The following is a 26,609-nucleotide window of genomic DNA, read 5'->3' on the forward strand; positions in this document are numbered from 1 at the left end:
GCCAGCAGGGGGGGCCGGGATTTCCAGGGGGTTTCGCGGGCACCCGGTGCTCACTGTCCGTGACGGCGACACCGTGCACGCGCGTGCACCCCCGCCCCGAGCACACCGACGCCGCCGCTGCGACTCCGCACGCCCGCCGCTCGGCCCGCGCCCCGGGATCGCACGCGGGTGCGAGCCGGTGGCCGGGACGGTCCTACGGCGTGCGGCGGGTCGGCGTACGCCGTGGGGCGGCGGGACGGCCGCTTCACCCGGACGGCCGTGCGGGGGCTGCGGCCCGCGCGATGCGATGGTCCGCTGGGGGCAGCCGCGCGTGCCCATGCCGCGGACGACCGGCCGCGCGCCGCCACGGCGCGGGGCGGAGCGACGACCCCGGGAGCGGACGGCGGTGCTGTGTCTCACGGACGTGCCCGTCACGCGGGTCGCGGGGACCCCGGCCCGTCCACCCCGCCCGCCGAGCCTGCGGATGGCCGTACGGGACCCGTATCCGCTCTACCGCACCCTCCGCACTCACTATCCGCTCGTGTACGACGAGCCGTTCGGCGCCTGGCTCGTCAGCCGCTATGGCGATGTCCGCGCCGCGCTCGCCGATCCCCGGCTCGTCCCCGTGCCCGAGGAAGGACCTGCGGCACCACCCGAGATGGGCCGGCTTCTCGACCGGGCGCTGCGCGGGCCCGCGCTGGCCGCCCTGACCGCCGCCGTGGAGCGCGGTGCCCATGTCCTCGCCCGTCGGCTGGCCGCGCGTGAAGAGGTCGATCTGGTGGCCGAGTTCTGCGACTGGCTGCCCACCGCCACGGCCGTGGCCGCGCTCGGACTGCCCTACGAGGACACCGCGCGGGTCCACCGCTGGTGCCGGACGGGACTCGGCCCTCCCGGGGGCGGTCGCGCCGAACTGGCCGCCTTCCTGCGCCCGTTGTCGGCCCGCCGCCGCGCCCATCCGGGCCGTGACCTGCTGTCCGTCCTGTGCACCGCGCGGACCGCCGACGGCCCGTTGTCCGACGCGACCGTCACACGGCTGGTGGCCATGCTGCTCGACGCGGCGGGCGAGGGCACCGCGCGGGCGCTCGCGTCGTTCCTCGCGAACCTCCTCGACAGTCCACGCCAGTTGGAGGTGCTCCGCGCCCGCCCCGCGCTCACGGCCGGCGCCTGGGCGGAGTCCCTGCGCCGCGATCCACCGCTGCACGTCGTGCTGCGCCGTGCCGTCCAGCCCGTCGGCGCGATTCCCGCCGGGGCCACCGTCGCCTGCCTCCTCGGCTCGGCAGGCCGCGACCCGGACCGCTTCACCGACCCCGACCGCTACGACGCGTTCCGCCCCGACCCCGGACCGCTCGTCCACGACGCCGGCCCCGACGCCCTCCTGGCCCGTCTCACGGCCGAACACGGCCTGCGCGCCCTCCTGACCGCCCTGCCCGGCCTGCGCCGCGCACCGGGCGACCGGCACCTCGCCGACGACCTGGTCCGTCGTTCACCCCGGACCCTCAGGGTGCGCACCTAGCCGGCGACCTCCAGCAGCACCACCGGCGACGCCCCGAAAAGCTCCGCCACGCGTGCGTGCCCCGTGAACTCCCGTTCCGGAGATAGCACATCGACCCACCGGCCCGGAGGCAGCGCGACGGACGTGTCGCGCCAGCCGCCCGCCGCCGCGAGCCGCGAGGACAGCCGGGTCACGGCCGTGACCGCGGCCCCCGAGCGCGCGAACGCCACGCAGTGAGCCGCGGCCGGGCCCTCCGCCGTGAGCGGCGTGTACGTCGCCGCGTCGCCGAAGGCCTCGGGGCGACGGGCCCGCAGCCGCAGCGCGGCGGCCGTCAACGCGCCCTTGTCGCCCGGGTCCGGGGGCGGGAACGGCACGGGACGGCGGTTGTCGGGGTCGACCAGGGCGCGGTACTCGGCCTCCGTGCCCTGGTAGAGGTCCGGTACGCCCGGCATCGTCAGATGCAGCAGCGCGGCGCCCAGCAGGTTCGCCCGGATGTGCGGTTCCACCTCCGCGCGGAAGGCGGCCACGTGCTCGCCTGGCGCCCCGCACGGGCCCGCCGCGACGAACGCCGCCACCGCCTCCTCGTACGGCGGCTCCTGCTCCGTCCAGCTCGTGTACAGGCCCGCCTCGCGCACATGCTTCAGCAGGGCCTCCTGGACGCGCCCCGGCTCCGCCGGGCCGAGGCCGAACACCGTCTGCCAGGCGGCCCACGCCAGTTGGGCGTCCGGCACGCCCTCGCCGGTGCGGGTCACCTCGGCCAGCACGTCCGCCCAGCGCTCCGGCACCTCGGTGAGCACGGCCAGCGCGGCCCGTACATCGGCACTGCGCTTGGTGTCGTGGGTCGACAGCACGGTGCCCATGGCCGGCCAGTCGCGCTGCACGCGCGCGCAGTACGCGTGGAAGTCCTCCGGGGACACGGCGGGGCTGCCCGGGTTCCCGCCCACCTCGGTCGCCGACAGCAGCGGCACATAGCGGTAGAACGCCGTGTCCTCCACGGACTTAGCCCGGAGCGCGGACGAGGTCTGTGCGAAGCGGGTGCGGAACTCGACCTGCCCGGGCCCGTCCCCGTACCGCCCCAGCAGCAGATCCCGTACGACGTCTACGGCGCCCGCCTCCTCCGCGACGACGAACGCCTGCCGGGCCTCGGCCGCCGCCTCCTCGGTGACGACGGCGGCGGTGTCGCCCGAGGTGTAGGGCCGGTAGACCTCCATGCGTACCAGGAGCTCCACCAGCGCGGCGCGCAGCGCCCAGGGCGCCCGGTCGCGGAGCGCCGGGTCCGGCGAGGTGGAGCAGAGCCGGGCCGCGACCCGGGTCAACCGGTCCGTCTCGGCGACCAGTTCGTGGGTGATCACCTTGTAGGCCGCCCGCCGTACCGTCGCCTCCCACTGCCCGCCCCGGTCCGTCTGCGGGGCCGCGAACCTCCGGTACTGGCCCAGGAGTTCACCCGCCCCCGCCGGATCGTTGAACAATCCGTCGATGTGTCGGAGGGCGTCGTAGCCGGTGGTGCCCGCGACCGGCCAGGAGGCCGGCAGGTGCTCCCCGTCGGCGAGGATCTTCTCCACGACCGTCCAGCGGCCGGCGGTCGCCTCGTGCAGCCGTCGCAGGTAGTCGTCGGGGTCGGCGAGGCCGTCGGGGTGGTCGACGCGCAGTCCGTCGACCACGCCCTCGTCCAGCAGTTGCAGCGTCTTCGCGTGGGTGGCGTCGAAGACCTCGGGGTCCTCGACGCGCACCCCGATCAGCTCCGAGATGCTGAAGAAGCGCCGGTAGTTCAGCTCGGTGCGGGCCAGCCGCCACCACACCGGGCGGTACCACTGCGCGTCCAGGAGCTGCGGCAGCGGCAGCTCCCCGGTGCCCGCGCGGAGCGGGAACACATGGTCGTAGTAGCGCAGGACGTCGCCGTCGACCTTCAGATGGTCGATCTCCGAGCCGACCGGACCGCCCAGCACGGGCAGCAGTACCTGCCCGCCCTGGGCCTCCCAGTCGATGTCGAACCAGCGCGCGTACGGCGACTCGGGGCCCTCCCTGAGCACCTCCCACAGGGCGTGGTTGTGGCGCGGGGCCATGGCCATGTGGTTCGGCACGATGTCCACCACCAGCCCCAGACCGTGCTCCCGCGCGGTGCCCGCCAGGGCCCGCAGACCGTCCTCGCCGCCGAGTTCGCCCCGCACGCGCGCGTGGTCGACGACGTCGTAGCCGTGCGTCGAACCGGGGACGGACTCCAGGACGGGCGACAGATGCAGATGCGAGACGCCGAGCGACGCCAGGTACGGCACGGCCGCCGCGGCCGCCGAGAACGGGAACTCGGGCTGTAGTTGCAGCCGGTAGGTGGCCGTGGGCACTGCCGGGTCGGGTCGCTCAGGTGTCATGCAGAGCTACGTACCCGCCCGGCCGTCTTTCGTGTCATCGACTCCCGCATCCGGTCCGCCGACCGGGTGTTCTCCTAAGTGGGCCGCTGCAACACGGTCATGCTGCGGTCCACCAGGGTCAGCCGGTCCCCGGCCTTCACCTTCGCGCCCGTGCCGGGAGGCACCCCTTCGGCACGGCCCGTGTCGACGACCACCTGCCACTGGCGGCCGTGGTTGACCGGCACCACGAAGTCGAGCGTCTGGGGGGAGGCGTTGAACATCATCAGGAAGGAGTCGTCGGAGATGCGTTCCCCGCGCGGGCCGGGCTCCGAGATGGCGTTGCCGTTCAGGAACACCGACAGCGCGGACGCCCGCGCCGAGTCCCAGTCCCGCTGGGTCATCTCCTTGCCCTCGGGGGTGAACCAGGCGATGTCCGACAGCTCGTCGTGGGTGCCCTCCACGGGCCGCCCGTGGAAGAACCGCCGGCGCCGGAACACGGGATGCTCCTTGCGCAGCCACACCAACGCGCGCGTGAAGGCCAGCAGCTCTGGCGACTCCGCGTCGCTCTCCGGCCACTTCACCCAGGCCAGCTCGCTGTCCTGGCAGTAGGCGTTGTTGTTGCCGCGCTGGGTGCGCGCGAACTCATCCCCGTGGCTGACCATCGGCACACCCTGGGACAGCATCAGCGTGGCCACGAAGTTGCGCATCTGGCGTGCCCGCAGCTCCAGGACGGCCGGGTCGTCGGTCTCGCCCTCGGCCCCGCAGTTCCAGGACCGGTTGTGGCTCTCGCCGTCCCTGTTGTCCTCGCCGTTGGCCTGGTTGCGTTTGTCGTTGTACGACACCAGGTCGTGCAGCGTGAACCCGTCGTGGCAGGTCACGAAGTTGATGGACGCCAAGGGACGGCGGCCGTCGTCCTGGTAGAGGTCGGACGAACCCGTCAGCCTGGACGCGAACTCCGCGAGCGCGCGCCCCTCACCCCGCCACAGGTCCCGCACGGTGTCGCGGTACTTGCCGTTCCACTCGGTCCACAGCGGCGGGAAGTTGCCCACCTGGTAGCCGCCTTCGCCGACGTCCCAGGGCTCCGCGATCAGCTTCACCTGGGAGACCACCGGGTCCTGCTGGACCAGGTCGAAGAACGACGACAGCCGGTCCACCTCGTGGAACTGCCGTGCCAGGGTGGCCGCCAGGTCGAAGCGGAAGCCGTCGACATGCATCTCGGTGACCCAGTAGCGCAGCGAGTCCATGATCAGTTGGAGCACGTGCGGGGAGCGCATGAGCAGCGAGTTGCCCGTCCCCGTGGTGTCCATGTAGTAGCGGGGATCCTCCGCCAGCCGGTAGTAGGAGGGGTTGTCGAGGCCCCTGAAGGACAGCGTCGGACCCAGGTGGTTGCCCTCGGCGGTGTGGTTGTAGACGACGTCCAGGATGACCTCGATACCGGCCTCGTGCAGCGCCCGCACCGCCGACTTGAACTCCAGGACCTGCTGGCCGCGGTCGCCCCAGGAGGCGTAGGCGTTGTGCGGGGCGAAGAAACCGATCGTGTTGTAGCCCCAGTAGTTGTTCAGCCTCATGTCGACCAGCCGGTGGTCGTTGACGAACTGGTGCACCGGCATCAGCTCCAGGGCGGTCACCCCCAGCCCCACCAGGTGCTCGATGACGGCCGGATGCGCGAGCGCCGCGTAGGTGCCGCGCAGTTCCTCCGGCAGCCCCGGGTGCCGCATCGTCAGGCCCTTCACATGGGCCTCGTAGAGCACCGTCTCGTGGTAGCCGTGCCGGGGCAGCCGGTCGTCGCCCCAGTCGAAGTACGGGTTGACGACGACCGAGGACATCGTGTGCGGGGCCGAGTCCAGGTCGTTGCGCTTGTCGGGCGCGTCGAAGTGGTAGCCGTACACCTCCTCGCCCCAGGCGATCGATCCGCTGACCGCCTTCGCGTACGGGTCGAGCAGCAGCTTCGCGGAGTTGCACCGCTGGCCGCGCTCGGGGGCGTACGGGCCGTGCGCGCGGAAGCCGTAGCGCTGCCCGGGCATGATGCCGGGCACGTACGCGTGCCGCACGAACGCGTCGCTCTCGCGCAGTTCCACCGCCGTCTCCGAGCCGTCGTCGTGCAGCAGACACAGCTCTACTCGGTCCGCGGTCTCCGTGAAGACCGCGAAGTTGGTGCCGGCGCCGTCATACGTGGCACCGAGTGGATACGCCTCTCCAGGCCAGACCTGCATGGTCACGACTCTTTCAGCCGGGCCCCGCCGCCGGGGCGCCTTGCTCCTGAGTCTCCCCGAAAGTGAGGGAACCACCTATGACTTACGTCCCTCTTACCAAATGACCAGTGCGTACGACTTCTGCCGTACGCCGAACCGAGTGGGACAGACACCACTCCCGGGGGTCCGGGGAAGGATCCGGGGGGAGTAGGGGGAAATGTGCGAAGGACAGTGCACCGCCACCTGGGCAAAGTGGTGGCGGGTACGGCCATAGCGGTGGCCGGGACCGCCGTGATGGTCGCCGTCACCCTGCCCGGCACGGCGGGGGCCGACGAGTCGGGGGGCACCGGCAAGGCCGCCGGGTCCGCCCAGCAGGCCGCGGACGGGCCGGGCGCGGCACCCGGTGTCGTGCAGCAGGCCCCGGCCGAGGGCGAGAAGGGCAAGGGCCGCGACCCGCTCACCGACGACGAGACCAAGCGCGTCGAGCAGCTCGCGGTGAACCGACAGCTGTTCAACTCCAGCGAGAACGTGGACGGGAAGCGCGGACCGCAGCGCCTCGACGTCGAACTCGCCGACCCCGAGGCCGGCGAACTGGACAACCCGGACGCGCCGCGCCGCGCGGACGTGACGTTCTACGACTACAAGGACGACACGGTCGTCACCAAGACCGTCAACCTCGACACCGGCAAGGTCGAGCAGACCGGCACCCAGCACGGAGTGCAGCCGCCGGCCAGTCACGCCGAGGACGTCGAGGCGGCCGAGCTGCTGCTCGCGGACCCGCTCGGCGCGGGCCTGAAGGCCGACTACAAGGACGCCACCGGCAGCCAACTCACCTCGCCGGACCAACTGTTGCTGACCGCCATGATCTACAAGGCCGCTCCGGGGAAGCAGACCGGAGTCCTCGACCAGTGCGGCGAGCACCGCTGCGTGCGGCTGTTCCCGAAGGTGAAGAACGGGCCGTGGATCGACGCCCGTGACTTCGTCGTCGACCTGAGCGCCCGCAAGGTCGGCAAGCTCACCGGCTGAACAGACCGCGTACATCGCGCAGTTCTTCGTCCACTTCCCAACTTGCTTCCCCTGTAAGGGAGTCACTTCTTCATGCGCGTCAACAGAATCAGCCGTGCCCGCAGGCGGGGGGCCGTCGGCCTCGCCGTGGCCGCCCTGGCCGCCGGTGCCACCGCGGGCGCGGGCCCGGCCGTCGCCCAGCCGAAGGCCGCCCCGAGCGCCGCCGCCCCCGGCTGCAGCGCCGCCTACACCATCGAGCAGAAGCTCTCCACCGGCACCACCTGGCGGATGTGCTGGCACTACGAGCGCGAGGCCGGCCTCGTCCTGGAGAACATCTCCTACCAGCCGCCCGGCCAGGCCACCCCCATCAAGGTGCTCGCCGACGCCAAGCTCGCCCAGATCCACGTGCCCTACGACGACGGCAAGAACGAGTACAGCGACCTCACCCAGTACGGCTTCGGCACCGGCCTGATGAACATGCAGCCCGGCGAGTGCCCCGGCGGCACCATCAAGACCGTCAAGGTCCCCGACGCCATCGACCCGGACCACCCGAACGTCAAGGGCCTCTGCACCACGACCCGTTCGCGCGGCCACGCCTTCCGGATGCAGGGCGACAGCGCCAACAAGGTCTTCCAGACCCAGGGCAAGGACTTCCTCGTCTACACGGTCAACCAGGTCGGCTGGTACGAGTACATCACCGAGTGGCGCTTCCAGGACGACGGCACCATCCACATGAACGTCGGTGCCACCGGCAGCCTTTCGCCCTACGACTACGACGCGGGCGACGGCCGCGGCTGGCCGCTCGGCAAGGGCGCCACGGCGTACGCGACGAGCCACCAGCACGACGTCTTCTGGAAGTTGGACTTCGCCCTCGACGGCTCCTCCAAGGGCCGCGTCGAGCAGTACGACTCCACGGTCACCACGCACGGCGCGAACACGCCCACCAACAAGACCACTCTCACCAAGGTCACCAAGGAACTCGCGGGCGACGCCAAGAACATGCGCTGGTGGCGTGTCGTCAGCGCGACCGGCAAGAACAAGGACAACCACGCCCGGTCCTACGAGATAGTCCCCGGCCCCTCCACCAAGTACCCGGGCCGCAGCTTCACCCAGCACGACGTGTACTTCACCGAGTACAACAAGTGCGAGCAGTTCGCCAGCGACAACCTGCCCAACTGCGGTACGGGACACCCGAAGTCGGTCGACAAGTGGGTCAACGGCCAGACCCTCACCCACCCCGTGGTCTGGGTGAACGTCGGCTTCCACCACATCGCCCGTGACGAGGACCAGCAGCCCATGCCGGTCCACTGGCAGGGATTCTCGATCGCTCCGCGCGACGTCACCGCTATGAATCCGCTCACTCCGGCCGCCCTCGCGAATCAGAACGGCAATGTGAACGGCGGAAGTTGAGAAAAGACCCTGTCCATCCGGCTGCACCGCCGACCGGTCCCGGAGTACCCTTCCTTGATCGTTGAGACTGGGGTGAGCTCGGGGGAGCGGAAGGCGGTGCACGGGTGGGCTCGGGAGGGCTGGAGTTGCCCCCTGGTGACGAGGGTCACGAGGGGAACTCCGCAGAAGTCCCGCCCGGCGCGGTGTCCCTGGCACGTCCGATGGACGCGGCTGGTTCCATTGGGCCGGAGTTGGACTGGGACGCCGACGCCTGGCGCGAGGTGCGTACGCGCGCCCAGCGAGCCGGCCGCGCCTACATCTGGCTGAACCTGGTCGAACAGCGGCTGCGGGCCGTCGTGGCCGCCGTCCTGCGCCCCATCTACGAACCCGTCCACGGCGACGAGTGGGTGGTCGCCGCCGCCGGTCCGGCCGGCCAGGAATGGGTGCAGCGCGCGGTCGCCGTACGCGAAGTCAGCCGCCGCAAGGGCTACTTGCTCGACCCGGCCGACGACAACGTCCTCAGCTTCCTGACGCTGCCCCAGTTGCGCGAGCTGATGGTGCAGCACTGGCCGTGCTTCGAGCCGTACATCGACGAGCGCCGGGACGTCGAACTCGCCCTGGACGAACTGGAAGTGACCCGCAACGTCGTCTCCCGCAACCGGGCCCTGTCCGAGGCGGTCCTCAACCAGGCCGAGCGCGCCTCCGCGAACCTGCTGGAGACCCTCGGCGCCGGCGGTGACGTGCCCTCGGCCCGGCGGCTGCCCGTCGACGCGGTCGAGGAGCTGATCGGCGAGCGGTTCGCGGACGTGGTCGCCGTGCACCCCGACCGGGTGCGGCTGATGCGCCAGTTCCCGGCGGAGGACATCTTCGGCGGGGCCCGCCGCGTCGACGCCATCGGCATCGGCCTCAACCTGCTCGTGCAGAACTTCTCCGGCAGACGGCTGGTCCGGCTCGCCGAGTCGGGCTGCCGGGTACGGCTGCTCTTCCTCAACCCGGCCTCCAGCGCGGTGAAGCGGCGCGAGCGCGAACTCGGCATCAAGCGGGGCGAGTTGAGCCGCGCCGTCGAGATGAACATCCTGCACATGCGGCGGGTGCGGTCCCGGCTGCGTGATCCCGGGGCCTTCGAGATCCAGGTCTTCGACGAGACGCCCCGCTTCACCGCGTACCTCGTCGACGGCGACGGTTCGGACGGCATCGCCGTCGTGCAGTCCTATCTGCGCCGCACCCGCGGCATGGAGGCGCCGGTGCTGGTGCTGCGGAACGGAAGCCGGCTCGTCAAGTCGGACGAACTGGACGACAGCGCGCTTTTCCCCACCTATCGCGATGAGTTCGAGCAGATGTGGGCGGATTCGCGACCGGTGTCCTGACCTGTCCCCGGCTCGGTCCGCGGTAAGCGGAACGCGGTCCTCGGATTGTCAGTGGCTCATGCGATCGTGGAGACCACTGGGGGAAAGCACCACCGAGAAGGGGGGCCGTCATGGCCTGGCACCAGGAGCTGCTCATCGGCTTCGACCTGGAGACGACGGGGACCGAGCCGCGCGAGGCGCGCATCGTCACGGGCGCGGTCATCGAGGTCAGGGGCGGACGTCCGCTGGGCCGCCGGGAGTGGCTGGCGGATCCCGGCGTGGAGATCCCGGCGGACGCCGTCGCGGTGCACGGCATCAGCAATGAGCGGGCCGTCGCCGAGGGCCGCCCGGCCGACCAGGTCGCCGAGTCGATCGCCGACGTCCTCGTCACGTACTGGAAGACGGGCGTCCCCGTCGTCGCCTACAACGCGGCCTTCGACCTGACCCTGCTCTCCGCCGAGCTGCGCCGGCACGGACTGCCGTCCCTGCGCGACCGCCTGGGCGGCACCGACCCCGCCCCGGTCATCGACCCGTACACGATCGACCGCTCCGTCGACCGCTACCGCCGGGGCAAGCGCAACCTCGAAGCGGTCTGCGCCGAGTACGGCGTGGTGCTCGACTCGGCGCACGACGCCTCGGCCGACGCCCTCGCCGCCGCCCGGCTGGCCGGCGCGATAGCCGACCGCCACCCCAAGGTCGCGGCCCTCGGCCCGGCCGAGCTGCACCGCAGCCAGATCCAGTGGTATGCGGAATGGGCCGCCGATTTCCAGAGCTTCCTGCGCCGCAAGGGCGACCAGGACGCGGTGGTCGACGGCACCTGGCCGCTGCGCGAACTGGAGGACGAGACGGTCTGAGCGGTCCGGCCTCAGCGAGGCCGCGCGTTCAGAACGGATACCAGCGCACGGTCTCGTCCCCGTCCCGCAAGGACGCCACCCTCCGCTCGAACTCGGCCAGCGCCTCGGGATTGCTCGGCGCGTGCTGCGCGACCCAGGCACAACTGGCCGTCTCCCGGGCCCCGCGCAGCACCGAGCAGCCCGCCCACTCGCGTACGTCCCAGCCGTAGGCCTCGGTGAAGGAGTCGTACGCCGTGGCCGGGAAGCCATAGCGGTCGCGGGACAGGGCCATCACCACCAGGTCGTGCTCGCGCAGATCGGCGGAGAAGGTCTCCAGGTCGACCAGGACCGGGCCGTCCGGGCCGACATGCACATTGCGGGGCAGCGCGTCGCCGTGGATCGGGCCCGGCGGCAGCTGGGGCGTGAGCGCGGCGGCAGCAGCCGCGAAGCCGTCGCGCCGCTCCCGCAGAAAGGCCGCGTCCGCCGGGTCGATCGCGTCACCGGCCAGTCGCAGCCAGCGTTCCACACCGCCCAGCAGCTCGCGGGGCGGCAGATCGAAGGCGGGGGAGGGGAGGGCGTGGACGAGGCGTAGCAGTTCGGCCAAATCCCGGGATTCGGCGGGGCGTACGGAATCGGCCAGCCGGTGCCACACGGTCACCGGATGTCCCTCGACCAGTCGCGCCTTCGGGTCGGCGGCCCGCACCGCCGGCACACCCGCCTCCGCGAGCCACACCGCCACGTCCAGCTCGCGCCGGGCGCGGTCGAGGAGTTCGGCGTCGCGGCCCACCTTGACGACCAGGTCACCGGCGGCGAACACCGCGTTCTCGCCGAGGGCGAGGAGCCGCGCGTCCCGGGCCGGGCCGGGCAGCACGTCCGCCGCGTCCAGTACGTCCCGCGCCCGTGCCTCGTCCATGTGTCCGCCTCCGTGTGGGGTCCCTGTGCGTGTGCGTACGGCGTCGGGTTCCCGCCATCCGACGGCCAGTGTCGCATTCGCACAGGTGGGACGGCATGCGAGGTGCCTTGACGGGACATCAGGCGTTCACGACCATGACCAGGCCCGACCTGGCGGCGCAAAGGGGCTGATTCCATGACATCGGTAACGGAGGTGAGGCGGCCGCCAACCCGCGCGCCGGGCCGGGGCCGGCCGCGGCGCGCTCCCGACCACGCGGCCTGGTTCCTGGTGCTGCCCGCGCTGATCCCGATCCTGGTGCTCAGCGTCGGCCCCCTCCTCTACGGAGTGCTGCTGGCCTTCACCGACTCCCAGTCCGGTCGGACCGCCTCCACCCAGTGGATCGGCGGCCTCAACTTCCGGGATCTGCTGCACGACACGCTGTTCTGGGAGTCGTTCCGGATCGGGCTGGTGTGGGCGGTCGGGGTGACCGTGCCGCAGTTCCTGCTCGCCCTCGGGCTCGCCCTGCTGCTGAACCAGGACCTGCGGCTGCGCTGGCTCGCCCGGGCGCTCGCGATCGTCCCCTGGGCGATGCCCGAGGTCGTCGTCGGCATCATGTGGCGGATCGTCTACAACCCGGACGCGGGCATCCTCAACGAGACCCTCCACGACCTCGGCCTCGGCGACGGCCGGGACTGGCTGAGCGGCCTGGGGACCGCGCTGCCCGCCGTGATCGTCGTCGGCGTCTGGGCGGGCATGCCCCAGACGACGGTCGCCCTGCTCGCCGGGCTGCAGAACACCCCGCGCGAACTGCACGAGGCGGCGGCGGTCGACGGTGCCGGTGCCTGGCGCCGCTTCCGCACGGTCACCTGGCCCGCCCTGAGGCCGGTGGCACTGGCGATCACCGCGCTCAACCTGATCTGGAACTTCAACTCGTTCGCCCTGGTCTACGTCCTGACCAACGGCGGGCCCGGCGGACGCACCCGGCTGCCCATGCTCTTCGCCTACGAAGAGGCCTTCCGCTACGGGCAGTTCGGCTACGCGGCGGCGATGGGATGCGTGATGGTCGCGGTGATCTCGGTGCTCCTCGCCGTCTTCCTCGTGGGCCGCATCAGGGGAGGAGACGCGTCATGAGGACCAGCACCGGAGCCCGCGCCGGACAGTACCTCGCCCTGCTCGCGTATCTCGTCTTCCTCGCCTTCCCCCTCCTCTGGCTGCTCTCCACCGCCTTCAAACCACCGCGCGAGCTGGGCAGTCTGCACCCCACCTGGATCCCCCGGCACCCCACCCTCGCCAACTTCCGCCAGGCCTTCGACGAACAGCCGCTGCTGCACGCCGCGTTGAACTCCCTGCTCGCCGCAGTCGGGGCGGCGCTGATCGCCGTGCTGATCGCGACCCCGATGGCCTGGGTCATGGCCCGGCGCCGGACACCGCTCGCGCGGGCCGCGACCGGGTGGGTGGTGGTCAGCCAGGCGTTCCCGTTCGTGCTGGTGATCATCCCGCTGTTCCTGGTGCTGAAGAACCTGCGGCTGATCGACTCCCTGGCCGGGCTGGTGCTGGTGTACGTGGTGTGGTCGCTGCCGTTCGCGCTGTGGATGCTGGTCGGCTATGTCCGGGCGGTGCCGGCCGAGTTGGAGGAGGCCGCCGCCGTGGACGGTGCCGGGAAGCTCCGGACACTCGTGTCGGTGACGGCACCGCTGCTCGCCCCCGGCATCGTGGCCACGGCACTGTTCGCGTTCGTCACCGCGTGGAACGAGTTCTTCTTCGCGCTGGTCCTGCTCAAGACCCCGGAGAAACAGACCCTCCCGGTCGTCCTCACCCACTTCATCGGCGCGGAGGGCGTCGCCGACCTCGGCCCGCTGGCCGCCGCCGCGTTCCTCGCGACCCTGCCCTCCCTGGTCGTCTTCGCGCTGATCCAGCGCCGGATCACGGGCGGCATGCTCACCGGGGCGGTGAAGAGCTGATGCGCCCCCGCTGGATCCTCGCGCTCGCCCTGACCCTGCTCCTCGCCGGCTGCACGGGCGGCGGCACAGACGGCTCGGCGGACGGCCGGATCACCCTCCGCTTCCAGTCCCTGGCCTGGCAGGAGGAGTCCGTCACCGCCAACAAGGAGCTGGTGAAGGAGTGGAACGCCACCCACCCGGACATCAAGATCGAGTACGTACAGGGCAGTTGGGACAGCGTCCACGACCAGCTCCTCACCTCCTTCGAGGGCGGTGAGGCACCCGACGTCATCCACGACGCCTCCGACGACCTCGCGGACTTCGCCTACGGCGGTTATCTCGCCGACCTCCGCGACCTGCTGCCCGCACGGCTCAAGTCGGAGATCCCGCAACGCAGTTGGGACACGGCTACCTTCGGGGAGGGGATCTACGGCGTGCCGTTCCTCCAGGAGCCGCGGGTCGTCGTCGCCAACGCCACCTGGCTGAAGAAGGCCGGCGTACGCATCCCGACCCCCGAACGCCCTTGGAGCTGGCCGGAGTTCAGGGACATCACCCGGCGGCTCAGCGGCGACGGGAAGTACGGCGTCGCCTGGCCGCTCAAGGAACCCGTGTCCGCCACCCTGAATCTGTCGCTGTCGGCGGGCGGCGCACTCTTCCACCGGGGCGCGGACGGCAGGGTGACCGTCCGTTTCGAGGCGGCCGACCAGGTCGTGCCGCGCACGATCCACGACCAGGCGGACGTGGACCACAGCGCCTCGCCCACGACGCTCGGCAGCGGCGGTTCGGACACGCTGCCCGGGTTCTTCGGCGGCAAGTACGCGATGGTCCCGCTCGGCTTCTCCTATCGCCAGCAGATCGCTCAGCAGGCGCCGAAGGGCTTCGACTGGCAGGTGCTGCCCGCCCCGGCCGGCGCCGACGGGCTCACCCAGGGCGTCAGCCCGCAGACTCTCTCGATCGCCGAGGACAGCCCGCACAAAAAGGAAGCGGCGGAGTTCATCGACTTCCTGCTCCAGCCGAAGAACATGGTCCGGCTGGCCCTCGGCGACTGGATGCTGCCCACCGGCACCCAGGCCCTCAAGGACCCCGCCCTGCACACCACCAAGGACGACTGGGCCACCGGCACCGCACTCGCCGCCGACCTCGTCCCGGCGCCCGCCCAGTCCGTACGGGGTTACCCGGAGTGGAAGGACAAGGTGGCCACCCCTGCCTTCCAGGAGTACTACAGCGGCGCGATCACCCTCGCCGAGCTGCGTGAACGGCTGGAGAAGGACGGAAATCTGGTGCTGGCCCGCTACCAGCGCTGACGCGGATATTCCGTTGCCCCGGGCCGCACGGACCGCCTAGCGTGCCCTTCATGTCGGCCTGCAACTCGATCACTTTCTCCGGTCTCGGCCGGAGCTGCACGTATGCGATCCGCATGCGGCGCGGCCCCGGTGCCCTGACCGGCCCGGGCGTCGAAACCCGCTGACGTCCCCGCGGAGCCCTTCTCTCGCTCCGCGCATCCTCCTTTCTTCCGGTCGGGGCCTTCGTCTGCCCGTATGCCCTTCACGGAAGACAAGGACCGCAGGCCATGGCCCGCCCCACCCGCGTTTCCCGCGCGCTCTCGCAGAACTTCCTCGCCGACCGCGCCACCGCCGAATACGTCGCCCGCCTCGCCGTCCCGCACGGACGGCGGATCCCCCTCCTCCTCGAAGTGGGCGCCGGAAAAGGCGCGTTGACCGCGGTGCTCGCACCCCGCTGCCGCGAACTGCGCGCCCACGAGATCGACCCCCGGCTCGTCCCGAAACTCCACGCCCGCTTCTCCACCACATCCCAAGTGCACGTCGTCGCCGGGGACTTCATGGACACCCGGCCCCCACGCACGCCGTTCTCCGTCGCCGGGAACGTGCCCTTCTCCCGTACCGCCGACATCGTCGACTGGTGCCTGCGCGCCCCTGCCCTCACCGACGCCACCCTCCTCACCCAACTGGAGTACGCCCGCAAACGCACCGGGGACTACGGGAGTTGGACGTTGCTGACGGTGCGGAGCTGGCCCCGTTACGAGTGGCGGCTGGTCGGACGGGTCGACCGGCGGCGGTTCAGTCCCGTGCCGCGCGTCGACGCCGGGATCGTCCGGATCGAGCGGCGCGGGATCCCGCTGCTCGAACCCGCCGCGCTGCCCGGCTGGCGGCACCTGGTCGAGCTGGGCTTCTCGGGGGTGGGCGGCTCGCTGCACGCCTCCCTGCGCCGGGCCCACCCGAGGCGCCGCGTGGACGCCGCGTTCCGTGCGGCGCGCCTCGATCCGCACGTCCTGGTCGGTGCGGTGTGCCCGGAGTACTGGTTGAGGCTGTACGAGGAGTTGACGTCGTAGCGAAGGTGCGACAGGACGGCAATGAGGGCCTGTTGGTTCCCCCGGGGATACCAACAGGCCCTCAGTCAGGAGGAGTTACACCCGGATGGGCTCACCCTCGCCCGCCACCGTGGAGGTGATCTCCTCGGCGGACTCGTCGTGGGTGAGGTCCGGGAGGCGGTGGAGCCACTTCGGGAAGTACCAGTTGCGCTCGCCGAGCAGCGCCATCACCGCGGGGAGCAGGACGCCCCGGATGACCGTGGCGTCGATGAGGACCGCCGCCGCGAGGCCGACGCCCATCTGCTTCATGGACTGCATGGACAGCGTGCCGAAGATCGCGAAGACGGCGACCATGATGATCGCGGCACTGGTGACGACGCCGGCCGTGGTGACCACGCCGTGCTGGATCGCCTCCTGTGTCGTACGGCCGCGCAGCCGTGCCTCGCGGATGCGGGAGACGACGAACACGTGGTAGTCCATCGACAGGCCGAACAGGATGACGAAGAGGAACAGCGGCAGCCAGGTGACGATGGCGCCGACGCCCTCCGCGCCCACCAGCGAGGCACCCCAGCCGTGTTGGAACACCGCGACGAGGATGCCGTAGGCGGCGCCCACCGAAAGCAGGTTGAGGGCGATCGAGGTGATCGCGACCGTCAGTGAGCGGAACGACAGGAGCATCAGCAGGAAGGCGAAGGCCACGACGAACGCGAAGACCGGTACGACCGACCCGAGGAGCTGGTCGTTGAAGTCGTGCGATCCGGCGACGTTCCCGGTGATCGGTGCCTGCACGCCGTCGACCTTGCCGAGGGTGGCGGGCCGTACCTCGTCGCGCAGTTTCTCCAGGCTCTTGGCGGCCTTGTCCTGGTCGGAGCCGCCGACGAGCGGGACGTAGACGAAGGCGACGTTCTGCGCGTCGTGCAGCTTGATGTCGACCGGGCCGCGCGAGGCACCCGAACTGACCGCCTGGGCCTTGAAGTCGGCGAGCGCCTGCTTGACGTCGGCCGCGTTGATGTCCTTCGCCCTGACGATCACCTCGGCCGGCTCGGTGCCGCCCGGGAAGGCGTCGTTGACGCGGTTGTAAGTCCCCACTATGGGCAGGGAGTTGCCGAACTCCTGGTCCAGGGTGAGGTTTTCGGTCTTCATGCCGACGGCGGGAGCCGCGATGGCGAGCAGCGCGCCGGCGGCGACGAGCACGGAGACGAGCGGCCTGGCGAGCACGCCCTTCAGTACGGCGGTCCAGAACCGGCTCTCCCCGTTGCCCCGGCGGCTACGCCGACGCAGGAACGGGATACGGCCCTTCTCGACCCGCTCGCCCAACAGCGAGAGCAGCGCGGGCAGTACGGTCACCGAGCCGACCATGGCGACCGCGACGACCATCAGCGAGGCCAGACCCATCGCCTCGAACTCGGCGAGCCCGGTGAACAGCATGCCCGCCATCGCCACGCACACCGTGACACCGGAGACGATGATGGCGCGGCCACTGGTCGCGGCGGCGATCCGCAGCGCGGCCCCGGCGTCCCGGCCGGCCTCGCGCTCCTCGCGTTCGCGACGCAGATAGAACAGGCAGTAGTCGACGCCGACGGCCAGACCGACCAGCAGCATCACGGAGTTGGCGGTGTCGCTCATCGGCTGGACATGGCTGACGATGCCCATCAGGCCCATCGTCGCGATGATCGCGGTCATGGCCAGAGCCACCGGCAGCAGCGCCGCGACCAGCGCGTCGAAGGCGATCAGCAGGATGCCGAGGGCCACGGGAACGGCGGAGTACTCGGCCTTCTTGAAGTCGTCGCCGAACGCGTCCTTGTACTGCTTCGCCATGCTGGCGCCGCCGATCTCCTCGATCCGCAGCGATGACGCATGGTCCTTCTGCACCCCGGCGACGGCGTTCAGCACCGGCTCCACCCGGTCACCGGCGGTGTCCGCGTCGCCCCGCATGTCGAACTGGACGAGCGCGCTCCGCCCGTCCTTCGAGATCGTCTTCGTGTCGTACGGCGAGGTGACGTCGGTGACCTTGCCGGTCTGCTCGACGGCCTTGACGACGGCGGTGACCGCGGTGCGGAACTCGCTGTCCGTGGAGATGAGCGACCCGTTCCTGGACTGGATCAGGATGGTCTCGCTGGACGGTTCCTTGATTCCGGCGTCGTCGATGATCGTGGCGGCGGTGTGCGTCTCCCCCTTGAGCTGGTCGCTCTCGTCGACATCGACACGGCCCGCCGCCGAACCGATCCCCATCGCCAGAACCACGAACAGCACCCAGATGCCGACCGCGGCCCACCGGTGCCGGGCGCTCCAGCCGCCGGCCCGGGCGGCGAGGCCCCGTACCCGCGAATCTGCGTTCCCCATGACGGGCTTGCCCCCTTGTGCACGGTGACAGCCCCCTGCCGCCACCTCATGGTTCGAAGGTATGCGCGGGATAAGAACGTCTCCTCGTGCTTTCCGGTGAAGTGCCGAGGGCACGGCTCCTCCGTACGGACCGCGAACCCTCCGCACTGGGGAGGACTCCGGCCCCTTACATCTATCCGGGCGGCTAGGGGGAGATGATCAGGGTGCGCGAGACCTGCGAGCCGTCGTGCCCACCCCCACGGGGCGGGAAGACCGCCTTATGGTGTCCGGATGACGACGTATGCGGCGCTCCTGCGCGGAATCAACGTGGGCGGCAGCAGAAAGCTCCCGATGGCCGACCTGCGCACGCTGATGGAAGGCCTCGGACACGGCGACGTCCGCACCTATCTCCAGAGCGGCCAGGCAGTGTTCGCGAGCGACGACGGCGACGAGGAGTTCCTCGCGGCCCAGCTCGCGCGGGCGGTCGAGGAGCGGTTCGGTTTCACGGTCGACATCGTCGTCCGCGACCACGCCTACCTGGCCGCGATCGCCGACAACTGCCCTTTCCCAGCAGCAGAGTTGGAGGCCAAACAGCTCCATGTCACCTACTACTCGGCACCGCCAGGCGAGGACCGCTTCGCGGGACTGGACCCGGCCGCGTTCCTCCCCGAGGAGTTCCGCCTCGGCGACCGCGCCCTGTATCTCTACGCCCCCGACGGCCTCGGCCGCTCCAAGCTCGCCGTGGAACTCTCCCGGTCCCGCTTCAACAAGGGGCTGATCGCGACCACCCGCAACTGGAACACCGTGCTCAAACTGGTGGAGATGACCGGTAGTTGACCGACTGTGCGAGGCTCGGCCCCATGCGCTACATCATCATCGGAGCAGGGGCCGTCGGCGGGGCCATCGGTGGCCGGCTGGCCGGGTCGGGGCACGAGGTCGTCCTGGTGGCGCGGGGCGCGCACCGGGCGGCGCTGGCCGAGCGAGGGCTGCGGTTCAAGGTGCCGGAGGGCGAGTCGACGTACCGGCCGCCGGTGGTCGAAGGGCCGGACGAACTGGGGGAGTTGAGGCCCGACGACGTCCTCGTGCTCGCCGCCAAGACCCAGGACTGCGAGGCCGCGCTGGCGCTCTGGGGGCCGGCGCCGGTATCCGGTGGCGGTACGGCCGCCGAGCGGCTGCCGGTCGTCTGCGCGCAGAACGGGGTGGAGAGCCAGCGCCTGGCACTGCGCAGGTTCCGGCGGGTCTACGGCGTCTGCGTCTGGCTGCCGGCGACCTTCGTGGAGCCGGGTGTGGTCGCCGCCGAGGGTGCCCCGCTCACCGGCATCCTGCACCTCGGCCGCTGGCCGCACGGCACGGACGAGACCGCCCGGCTGATCGCCGCCGACCTCGAGAAGTCGAGGTTCGAGGCGCCGGTCGTACCCGATGTGACGCGCTGGCAGTACGCCAAGCTGCTCGGCAACCTCGTCAACGCGATCGAGGCGGTCGCCGGGAGCCGTACCAGCGACGAGAGCCTGGCCCTCTACCGGCGGATTCGGGCCGAGGGCACGGCCGTGCTCGACGCGGCCGGTATCGCGTACGCGAGCGCCGAGGAGGAGCGGGAGGCACGCGGCGACAAGATCCAGCTCGTGGAGATCGACGGTGCCCCGCGCGGCGGCGGCTCCTCCTGGCAGTCCTTGAGCCGGGGGACCGGCACCATCGAGGCCGACTATCTCAACGGCGAGATCGCCCTGCTGGGACGGTTGCACGGCGTCCCGACCCCCCTCAACGACCTGCTGCAACGGCTCGCGAACGACTTCGCGCGCGAGCGCAGGGCGCCCGGCTCGATGCCGTTCGACGAGCTGCTCCGCCTCGCCGACGAGGCTGTCGCGTTTGTTCAAGAGTCCTGACGGCGCCGTCCCTAGCGTGGGACCCATGAGCAACCACGACCTGCACCCATACATGATCGAATGCGCCGCCGAGGCGGCGCGTGTCGCGCGCGGTGTCACCGCGGCACAGCTCGACGACCCGACGCACTGCCCCGACTGGGACGTACGCGCCATGGTCAACCACTGGGTCCTCTACACCTCGCACGGCCTCGAACACCGCGCCCTGCGCAAGCAGCTCCCCGAGGAGCTGACCGCCCGCGACTTCACCGCGGACCCGGACTGGGCACAGGCGTACGCCGCCCAATTGGACCGGGCCGTCGCCGCCTGGGCCGACCCGGCGGTCTGGGAGGGCGAGATCGATCTCGGCATGGCGAAGATGCCGGCCGACGAGATCGCCTCGATGATCATCAAGGAGCTGGCGGTGCACGGCTGGGACGTCGCCACGGCCACCGGCCAGGAGTACCGGGTCTCGGACGGCGCCGCCCGCCTCGTCCTCGACGTGGTCGAGAAGCACGCCGAGCTGTACCGCCAGTACGACGGCTTTGCCGACCCGGTGCCGGTGCCGGACGACGCCCCCGTGTTCGACCGCGCCCTCGCGGCCAGCGGCCGGGACCCCCGGCAGACGGCCATGGCCAAAGTGGACCACTGAGAGATTGGCCGATTGGGTCGAGCCATCGGCCCATTGCGGGGCTAGCGTGTCCGGTATGAGCCCAGACACCCGTGCCGGCGACCCGGTCCGCGTCGACTTCTACTTCGACCCCGCCTGCCCCTTCGCGTGGATCACCTCGCGTTGGCTGCTGGAGGTCGAGCGCGAGCGCCCGCTCGACCTCCGGTTTCACGCGATGAGCCTCTATCTCCACAACATCGGCAACGAACTCCCCGACTGGTACCGGGAGTTGGTCGACAGGTCGATCGGCCCCGTCCGCGTCGCCGTGGCCGCCGCCGCACAGCGGGGCGACAAGGTCCTGCGGGACCTCTACACGGCCTTCGGCACCCGCATCCACGAGCGGCGCCACGACGACTTCGACAAGGTGATCACCGAGTCCCTCGCCGAACTCGGCCTCCCCGCCGAACTCGCCGACGCCGCCCACGACCCGTCGTACGACGACGCCGTGCGCCGCAGTCATGAGGCGGGCGTCGAGGAGGAGTCGGGCGGATATGTGGGCACGCCGACCCTGCACGTCGACGGAACGGTGTGGTTCGGCCCGGTCCTGCGGGCCATTCCGCGCGGCGCGAAGGCGGCCGAACTCTTCGACATCTTCCGGGTGTTGGCCACGCATCCCGACTTCTTCGAGCTGAAGCGGACGCGTACCGGGGGCCTGTCCTTCGACTGAACGGGGCAAAGCCAGGGGGAGTTGTCGTCGTGCAGTGACAAAAACGCGGCGGTGAACGCAGTAGAGAAAGCGACCCCCGAGACCAGGCTCAGGCCGGCGGGGGCCGCGCTGCGGACGGGCCGTCCGGGGTCCGACATCGCAGGGGAGTGCCGGACTTCGGGCGGCGCTTCTTTGCCGCCCGCCGGGTCCGTCACCTCCCAAGTCCGGTCACCCGCCGGGCTGTTCGACGCGTCGCCCCCGCCCCGACAGCCGTCCCGCGAGCCGCCCGAGCGCGCCGGGGCGGTTCCAGGCGCGGAACGCGTCGAGTTTGCCGCGGCCCGCGTGGTCGAGTGCCGCCTCGACCGCGCCCTGGTCCTCGACCGACAGGGCCCGCACGGCCGGCCGGAGCACCTTGGTCAGCAGGGTGGTGCGGGTCTCGTCCCAGGCGGGGTACGTCCCCGGGAACGCGCTCCAGTCGCAGAACCGGTCGGCGACATACGCAGGACCGGTCCGCAACCGGTCGGCCACCCGCTCCGAGCGGCCCGCCCGTTCGTACGCGGCGAGCAGGCGCGGCTCGGCCGAACGGGCGAGCGCGTACAGCTCGTTCTCCGGTGCCGCCCCCTCCAGAAGCCGCCACGCGAGGGCCTGGAAGGCGCGCTCGGCGACGGTGTCCGGCACCGGGTCGGCGGCGGTGGCGGACGTCAGCTCCAGCACCCGGCCGACCCACTCCTCGCCCTCGCTCCCGGTGCCCAGCAGCCCGGTGAACTCCAGAAGGAGCAGAGCGGTACGCCGACCTGGCCCCAGTTCCGTGGTGAAGCAGCGGAGCAGATCGGTGGCGAGCGCCGGTATGCCGGGGTCGTCCGGCGGCGCGGCGAGTGCCGCCTCGATCAGCAACTCCCGGGTACCGGCCGCGCGGTGGGTGTCGGAGCCCAGCTCCTTCAGCAGCAGGCTCGCCTCCTGCCCGGTCGGCAGCTCGCCGCCGGGCCAGGTGAGGCGGAGGGCCGTACGCAGCACGGTGGGATCGGCGTGCGGGGAGACCCCGGCCGTGCGGAGTAGACCGTGGAGCCGGTCGAGCCGGTCGTCCGGCCCGGCGGGTGCGACACACATCCGCAGATGCGGGAGACCGGACTGCTGGAGCCCGAGCGGCAGCTCCGAGTCCTTCAACGCCCGTGCGACCGGGGCCGGTTCGGCGGCGGCGAGGGTGTCGAGCGAGCCGAACAGCGCGACCCGCAGCTCGGGGTGGGTGTGCACCGCGTCGAGGAGGGCGGGCGGACGGCCCACGGCAGGGGACGCGCCGTCCGATGCCGACGCATCCACCAGCTCCCGCGCCAACCGCTCGGCCAGCTCCGGCAGTTGGTCCTGGCAGTCGACGTCGAGCAGATCGGCGGCCCGGAGCAGTGCGAGGGGCCGTCCGGCGGCCGGTTCATTCGTGTCCGCGATGCCGGCCCGGAGGGAGGGCGCGAGATCGCGGGCCAGGTCGTCATGGGCCCGCGTGGTGAGGGACCCGGCGCGCAGCGCGGGCACCGGCCCATGGGCGAGGACCGCCGACGCCAGCACCCGCGCGGCGAGCGGCGCCGACACCGCGGCCGTCACGCGTCCGTCCAACCGGGCCAACAGTGCGGCCAGGGCCGCCTGTTCGGCCTCGCCGGGCAGGGACGCCGAGCGCGAGCCCAGGTGCGGCACCGGGCCGCCGCACAACCCGGCGACCAACGCCGTCAGCGTGTCGTCCGGCAGCACACCCGCCTGCTCCGCCGCCCAACTCGCCGCCGCCGCACGGGCGTCCGTACGCAGGTCGATGCCCGCGACGAGCGCGCTCACCGCCAACGGGCCCAGGTCCTCGGGATCGTCGCGGAACAGGTCGGGGCGGCCCGCACACCAGATCCGGGCGCACACCTCGGCCCAGGTGTCGCTCACCGGCCCGGACGGCTGGTCACTTGTGCGGTCGTGCACGCGGTAGCGCCGGTCGTCGGCCACGGACTCGGAGGACGGCAGGGCGCCGACGAGCTGCTGACGGGCCTGCCGGGGGTCGCGGGTGTACGTCGTGAAGGTGAGCCGGTGCGCCTGTTCGCGGGGCAGGACCGTGCAGGCGAGCGCGATCCACCGGGCCACGTCGGCGCTGTCGTGCTCCACCACCACGAGCTGCCCGGCACCCGGGTCCGCGGCCACCGCCCGCAGATCGGCGAAGAACGGGGCGAGCCATCCTGCCCGGGACACCGCGAAGGCGACCAGCGCCTCCTTGCGCAGCAGCCCGGAGGGTTCGACACGGTCGACGGGCTCGGGCCTGCCGTCCGGGGGAGCCGCCTGGGCCCAACGCGGCGACTCCCACGTGGAGATGGGCAGCACACCGTCCGGCAACCGGGTGCCGGACGGCAGCAGGAAGGCGTGGGCATGGAAGCCCGCGTCGGCGCCGGTGCACACGGAACGGCTCAACAGCCGTCCGCCGTCGGCGAGTTCACTGAAGCTGAAGACGGTCGGGAAGCCGTTGAGGTGCTCGGCGACGGTCCGCTCCGGCCGCTCGTACCCGATGAGCCGCTCGGCCTCCCGCAGCACCCCCGGTGGCACATCCGCGCCGACCGCCGTGAACCGGGCGCCGGAATCCCCGGAGCCGGACGGCGTCCAGGTGTAGTGCAGTTGGGCCGGTGCAGGCCCTTCACGATGCCCGAACTCCCGACCCGCCACGTCTACTTGCTCCCCACTAGGCCCTGTCGTCACATTCCCGTCTGCCCGGCGACGCCATGCACGCACTCTCGCCGCACCGGGCCCAGACCCAAGTACGTCCAGTACGAGGCTCTGGGCCCGGCACGCCGAGAGCACGCACCTGACGCCGCCGGGCCGCCCTCCGGGCGACGACGGGAATGTGACGACAGGACCTAGCCCTCAGAGGAACCATCCCAGCAGATCCGGGACCCCCGGGAGGCCCCTTTCCGGGAATCCGGGCAGGTGGGAACAGTGAAGGTACTACGCGCCGACGACCGCGAGCGCCGGTGCCAGGGCCGCGTCGTAGCGCTCCAGCAGCACCCGCGCCACCTCGGGCGCCGGGCCCAGCACTTCGGCGAGCACATCCGCCTCCGCAGCACCCCGCGCGATGCGGTCGGGCAGGAAGCCGGGTGCGAGGACGTACGGCGCGACCGCGACGCGTTCGCAGCCCAGGGCCCGCAGTTCACGGACCGCGTCCTCCGTGCGGGGCAGTGCCGCCGAGGCGAACGCGGGGCGTACCGCACGCCAACCCGTGTGCCGCCACTCCCGCGCGAGGCCGGCGATCACCGCGATCGCCTCCGGGTCGGTGGAGCCCGCCGAGGCCAGCACGACCCCGGTCGAGGACTTGTCGGCGGGCGTCAACCCGGCCTCGTACAAACGGCGTTCGAGCGTCCGCAGCAGCAGCGGCGACGGACCCAGTACTTCCGCCTGCCGGATCCGCAGGCGTGGCGGCGCGTCCCGCAGGACCGCCGGGATGTCCGCCTTCGCGTGGAAGGCGCGGGTCAGGAGGAGGGGGAGGGCTACGACGTCACGGACGCCCTCCGCCGCCAGGGACTCCAACACCCCCTGCACGGAAGGGATGTTGAAGTCCAGGAAGCCGGTCTCCACACGCAGCCCGGGCCGCCGCGACCGTATCCGCCGCACCAGGGCGTGGACGGTCGCGGCGTGCCGCGGGTCGCGGCTGCCGTGGGCGATGACGAGGAGGACCGGAGTGCGCACTGGAATCAGCTCTTCACCAGCAGACCGCGGCTGCGCAGCACCCACCGCTCCAGCGGGCTGAAGATCAGCAGGTCGATCGCGATGCCGACGAACAGGATGAGGAGGATCGCGAGGAAGACCGTCGCCATGCTGCTGTTGGTGCGGCCCACCTCCAGCAGTTGGCCGAGGCCCATGCCCATGTCCGGTGACTGGGCGATGATCTCGGCGGCCATCAGGGAACGCCAGGAGAACGCCCAGCCCTGCTTGAGACCGGCGACATAGCCGGGCAGCGCGGCCGGCATCACGATGTGCCAGGTGCCGCGTAGGCCCGTCGCCCCCAGGGTGCGGCCCGCACGCAGGAACAGCGGAGGCACCTGGTCGACGCCGGACACCAGGCCGTTGGCGATCGAGGGCACGGCACCGAGCAGGATGACCGTGTACATCACGGAGTTGTCCAGCCCCAGCCAGATCACCGCGGGCGCGACCCAGGCGACCGAGGGCAGCGACTGGAGACCGGAGAGGATCGGGCCGAAGGCGGCGCGCACGAACTTCACCCGCGCCACCACCAGGCCCAGCGGCGTCCCGATGACCAGCGCGAGCAGGAAGCCGAGCAGACCGCGGGAGACACTGCCCCAGATGTAGTCGAGCAGGGTGCCCTTGAGCCACTGGTCCTCGACCTCGCCCCACACATCGCCGGGGGAGGGCAGCTTGCTCGGGTCGTCGACGACCGGGGTGAGGACGAACCAGGCCACGAGGACCACGGCGAGCGCGATGATCGGCGGCAGGATCTTGTTCTTGAAGGTCTGGCTGAACGGCGTACGGACCTTGACCGAGGTGTCCAGCGCGTCCAGGCCCGCCTCGACGCTGCCGGCGTTCTGGACCGGTGTCGTGTCAGTGCTGGCCATGGCGGCGGATCTCCCCACGCAGTACATCGGTGATCTCAAGGGACAGTTCGGCCACGGGCGCGTCCTCGATGCGGCGCGGTTGCGGGATGCCCACCTGCCACTCGCGCGCGATCCGGCCGGGGCGCGAGGACAGCAGGATCACGCGCTGCGCGAGCCGGACCGCCTCGCGCACGTTGTGCGTGACGAAGAGGACGGACACACCGGTCTCGGCCCAGATCCGGGTGAGTTCGTCGTGCAGTACGTCCCGGGTGATGGCGTCGAGGGCCGCGAACGGCTCGTCCATCAGCAGCAGGTTGCTCTCCTGGGCGAGCGCCCGGGCCAGTGCCACCCGCTGGCGCATACCGCCCGACAGTTCGTGGACGCGCTTGCCGTACGCGCCCTTCAGCCGGACCAGTTCGAGCAGCTTCTCGGTCTTCTCGCGCCGCTCGTTCTTCGGAACTCCCCTGAGTTTCAGGGCGAGTTCGATGTTCTTGCCCGCGGTCAGCCACGGGAAGAGGGCGTGCTCCTGGAACATCAGGGCCGGGCGGCCGTCCGTCGCGATCGAGCCGACGGTCGGCCGGTCCAGTCCCGCCACCAGGTTCAGCAGTGTGGACTTCCCGCAGCCCGAGGCCCCCAGGAGGGTGACGAACTCGCCAGGCGCGACATCGATGCTGATGTCGTCCAGGACGAGCTGCTGTCCGCCCGGCGTCGCGAAGGACTTCGAGACATGCTCAAGGCGAGCGGCGTACTCCACCGACTCCTCGGCCTTGGCGAGGGTCGTTGCCATGGTCGTCACCTCCTGGGAACTCAT

21 protein-coding genes are annotated in these 26,609 nt (G+C 71.4%); 13 read left to right on the plus strand and 8 right to left on the minus strand.

Annotated elements, in window-relative coordinates; all coding sequences use genetic code 11:
• Positions 1 to 385: 385 nt before the first annotated feature.
• Positions 386 to 1,492: a cytochrome P450 gene (locus ABZT04_RS17805; RefSeq protein ID WP_356057479.1), complete on the plus strand. Its 1,107-nt coding sequence runs from the start codon at positions 386 to 388 to the stop codon at positions 1,490 to 1,492.
• Here the strand turns inward: ABZT04_RS17805 and treY are convergent.
• Both treY and glgX read right to left on the minus strand, forming a co-directional pair.
• Positions 1,489 to 3,837: a malto-oligosyltrehalose synthase gene (gene treY / locus ABZT04_RS17810; protein ID WP_356057481.1), complete on the minus strand. Its 2,349-nt coding sequence runs from the start codon at positions 3,835 to 3,837 to the stop codon at positions 1,489 to 1,491. The two genes, ABZT04_RS17805 and treY, sit on opposite strands and share 4 nt — an antisense overlap.
• 74 nt (positions 3,838 to 3,911) lie before the next feature.
• Positions 3,912 to 6,029: a glycogen debranching protein GlgX gene (gene glgX, locus ABZT04_RS17815; RefSeq protein ID WP_356057483.1), complete on the minus strand. Its 2,118-nt coding sequence runs from the start codon at positions 6,027 to 6,029 to the stop codon at positions 3,912 to 3,914.
• Positions 6,030 to 6,227: 198 nt separating this feature from the next.
• Between glgX and ABZT04_RS17820 the strand changes: the two genes are divergently transcribed.
• From ABZT04_RS17820 to ABZT04_RS17835, 4 genes are all read left to right on the plus strand, one after another.
• Complete coding sequence (locus tag ABZT04_RS17820; RefSeq protein WP_356057485.1) at positions 6,228 to 7,034, plus strand: Tat pathway signal sequence domain protein; 807 nt, start codon at positions 6,228 to 6,230, stop codon at positions 7,032 to 7,034.
• Between the two features lie 72 nt (positions 7,035 to 7,106).
• On the plus strand, positions 7,107 to 8,423 hold the full coding sequence (locus ABZT04_RS17825; RefSeq protein ID WP_356057487.1) for a copper amine oxidase: 1,317 nt from the start codon (positions 7,107 to 7,109) through the stop codon (positions 8,421 to 8,423).
• 104 nt (positions 8,424 to 8,527) lie between these two features.
• Complete coding sequence (locus ABZT04_RS17830) at positions 8,528 to 9,769, plus strand: SAV2148 family HEPN domain-containing protein (protein WP_356057489.1); 1,242 nt, start codon at positions 8,528 to 8,530, stop codon at positions 9,767 to 9,769.
• A 110-nt stretch (positions 9,770 to 9,879) separates the two neighbouring features.
• Positions 9,880 to 10,602 carry a 3'-5' exonuclease gene (locus tag ABZT04_RS17835; protein ID WP_356057491.1) on the plus strand — a complete coding sequence of 241 codons (723 nt, stop codon included), beginning with the start codon at positions 9,880 to 9,882 and terminating at the stop codon, positions 10,600 to 10,602.
• A gap of 28 nt (positions 10,603 to 10,630) precedes the next feature.
• Here ABZT04_RS17835 and ABZT04_RS17840 read toward each other — a convergent pair whose 3' ends face one another.
• The gene (locus tag ABZT04_RS17840; protein ID WP_356057493.1) at positions 10,631 to 11,494 is read right to left on the minus strand and encodes an aminoglycoside phosphotransferase family protein; all 864 of its coding nucleotides are present in this window, start codon (positions 11,492 to 11,494) and stop codon (positions 10,631 to 10,633) included.
• A 174-nt stretch (positions 11,495 to 11,668) separates the two neighbouring features.
• Here ABZT04_RS17840 and ABZT04_RS17845 point away from each other — a divergent pair, with 174 nt between their 5' ends.
• The 4 genes from ABZT04_RS17845 to erm all read left to right on the plus strand — a co-directional run bounded on the left by ABZT04_RS17845 (position 11,669) and on the right by erm (position 15,763).
• Positions 11,669 to 12,604, plus strand: a complete 936-nt coding sequence (locus ABZT04_RS17845; RefSeq protein WP_356057495.1) for a sugar ABC transporter permease — start codon at positions 11,669 to 11,671, stop codon at positions 12,602 to 12,604.
• Entirely contained in the window at positions 12,601 to 13,434 is an 834-nt protein-coding gene (locus ABZT04_RS17850) for a carbohydrate ABC transporter permease (protein WP_356057497.1), read from the plus strand. Before ABZT04_RS17845 ends, ABZT04_RS17850 begins: the two co-directional genes overlap by 4 nt.
• Positions 13,434 to 14,717, plus strand: a complete 1,284-nt coding sequence (locus tag ABZT04_RS17855; protein WP_356057499.1) for a sugar ABC transporter substrate-binding protein — start codon at positions 13,434 to 13,436, stop codon at positions 14,715 to 14,717. The genes ABZT04_RS17850 and ABZT04_RS17855 overlap by 1 nt, the downstream gene beginning before the upstream one ends.
• A gap of 266 nt (positions 14,718 to 14,983) precedes the next feature.
• Positions 14,984 to 15,763: an ErmE/ErmH/ErmO/ErmR family 23S rRNA (adenine(2058)-N(6))-methyltransferase gene (erm, locus tag ABZT04_RS17860; protein WP_356057501.1), complete on the plus strand. Its 780-nt coding sequence runs from the start codon at positions 14,984 to 14,986 to the stop codon at positions 15,761 to 15,763.
• Between the two features lie 75 nt (positions 15,764 to 15,838).
• Here erm and ABZT04_RS17865 read toward each other — a convergent pair whose 3' ends face one another.
• Positions 15,839 to 18,085: an MMPL family transporter gene (locus ABZT04_RS17865; protein ID WP_356057503.1), complete on the minus strand. Its 2,247-nt coding sequence runs from the start codon at positions 18,083 to 18,085 to the stop codon at positions 15,839 to 15,841.
• 270 nt (positions 18,086 to 18,355) lie between these two features.
• On the opposite strand from ABZT04_RS17865, the gene ABZT04_RS17870 reads away from it, so the two are divergent.
• The 4 genes from ABZT04_RS17870 to ABZT04_RS17885 are packed head-to-tail and all read left to right on the plus strand — an operon-like array spanning position 18,356 to position 21,260.
• Positions 18,356 to 18,901, plus strand: coding sequence for a DUF1697 domain-containing protein (locus ABZT04_RS17870; protein ID WP_356057505.1), 546 nt, complete (start codon positions 18,356 to 18,358; stop codon positions 18,899 to 18,901).
• Positions 18,902 to 18,924: 23 nt separating this feature from the next.
• Positions 18,925 to 19,947 (plus strand): 2-dehydropantoate 2-reductase N-terminal domain-containing protein, encoded by a 1,023-nt coding sequence (locus tag ABZT04_RS17875; RefSeq protein ID WP_356057507.1) that lies wholly within the window; start codon positions 18,925 to 18,927, stop codon positions 19,945 to 19,947.
• Positions 19,948 to 19,972: 25 nt separating this feature from the next.
• Positions 19,973 to 20,575 carry a TIGR03086 family metal-binding protein gene (locus tag ABZT04_RS17880; RefSeq protein ID WP_356057509.1) on the plus strand — a complete coding sequence of 201 codons (603 nt, stop codon included), beginning with the start codon at positions 19,973 to 19,975 and terminating at the stop codon, positions 20,573 to 20,575.
• Positions 20,576 to 20,630: 55 nt separating this feature from the next.
• Positions 20,631 to 21,260, plus strand: coding sequence for a DsbA family protein (locus ABZT04_RS17885; RefSeq protein ID WP_356057511.1), 630 nt, complete (start codon positions 20,631 to 20,633; stop codon positions 21,258 to 21,260).
• Between the two features lie 207 nt (positions 21,261 to 21,467).
• On the opposite strand, the gene ABZT04_RS17890 is transcribed toward ABZT04_RS17885, so the two are convergent.
• The 4 genes from ABZT04_RS17890 to ABZT04_RS17905 all read right to left on the minus strand — a co-directional run bounded on the left by ABZT04_RS17890 (position 21,468) and on the right by ABZT04_RS17905 (position 26,609).
• A complete protein-coding gene (locus ABZT04_RS17890; RefSeq protein WP_356057513.1) occupies positions 21,468 to 23,918 on the minus strand; it encodes a GTPase-associated protein 1-related protein in 2,451 nt (816 codons plus the stop codon).
• Between the two features lie 279 nt (positions 23,919 to 24,197).
• A complete protein-coding gene (locus ABZT04_RS17895) occupies positions 24,198 to 24,935 on the minus strand; it encodes a sirohydrochlorin chelatase (protein WP_356057515.1) in 738 nt (245 codons plus the stop codon).
• A 5-nt stretch (positions 24,936 to 24,940) separates the two neighbouring features.
• Positions 24,941 to 25,819 carry an ABC transporter permease gene (locus tag ABZT04_RS17900; protein ID WP_356057517.1) on the minus strand — a complete coding sequence of 293 codons (879 nt, stop codon included), beginning with the start codon at positions 25,817 to 25,819 and terminating at the stop codon, positions 24,941 to 24,943.
• Positions 25,806 to 26,609 carry an ABC transporter ATP-binding protein gene (locus ABZT04_RS17905; protein ID WP_356057518.1) on the minus strand — a complete coding sequence of 268 codons (804 nt, stop codon included), beginning with the start codon at positions 26,607 to 26,609 and terminating at the stop codon, positions 25,806 to 25,808. The genes ABZT04_RS17900 and ABZT04_RS17905 overlap by 14 nt, the downstream gene beginning before the upstream one ends.

The sequence above is a fragment of the Streptomyces sp. NPDC005492 genome (genome assembly GCF_040605995.1).
Lineage (GTDB): Bacteria > Actinomycetota > Actinomycetes > Streptomycetales > Streptomycetaceae > Streptomyces.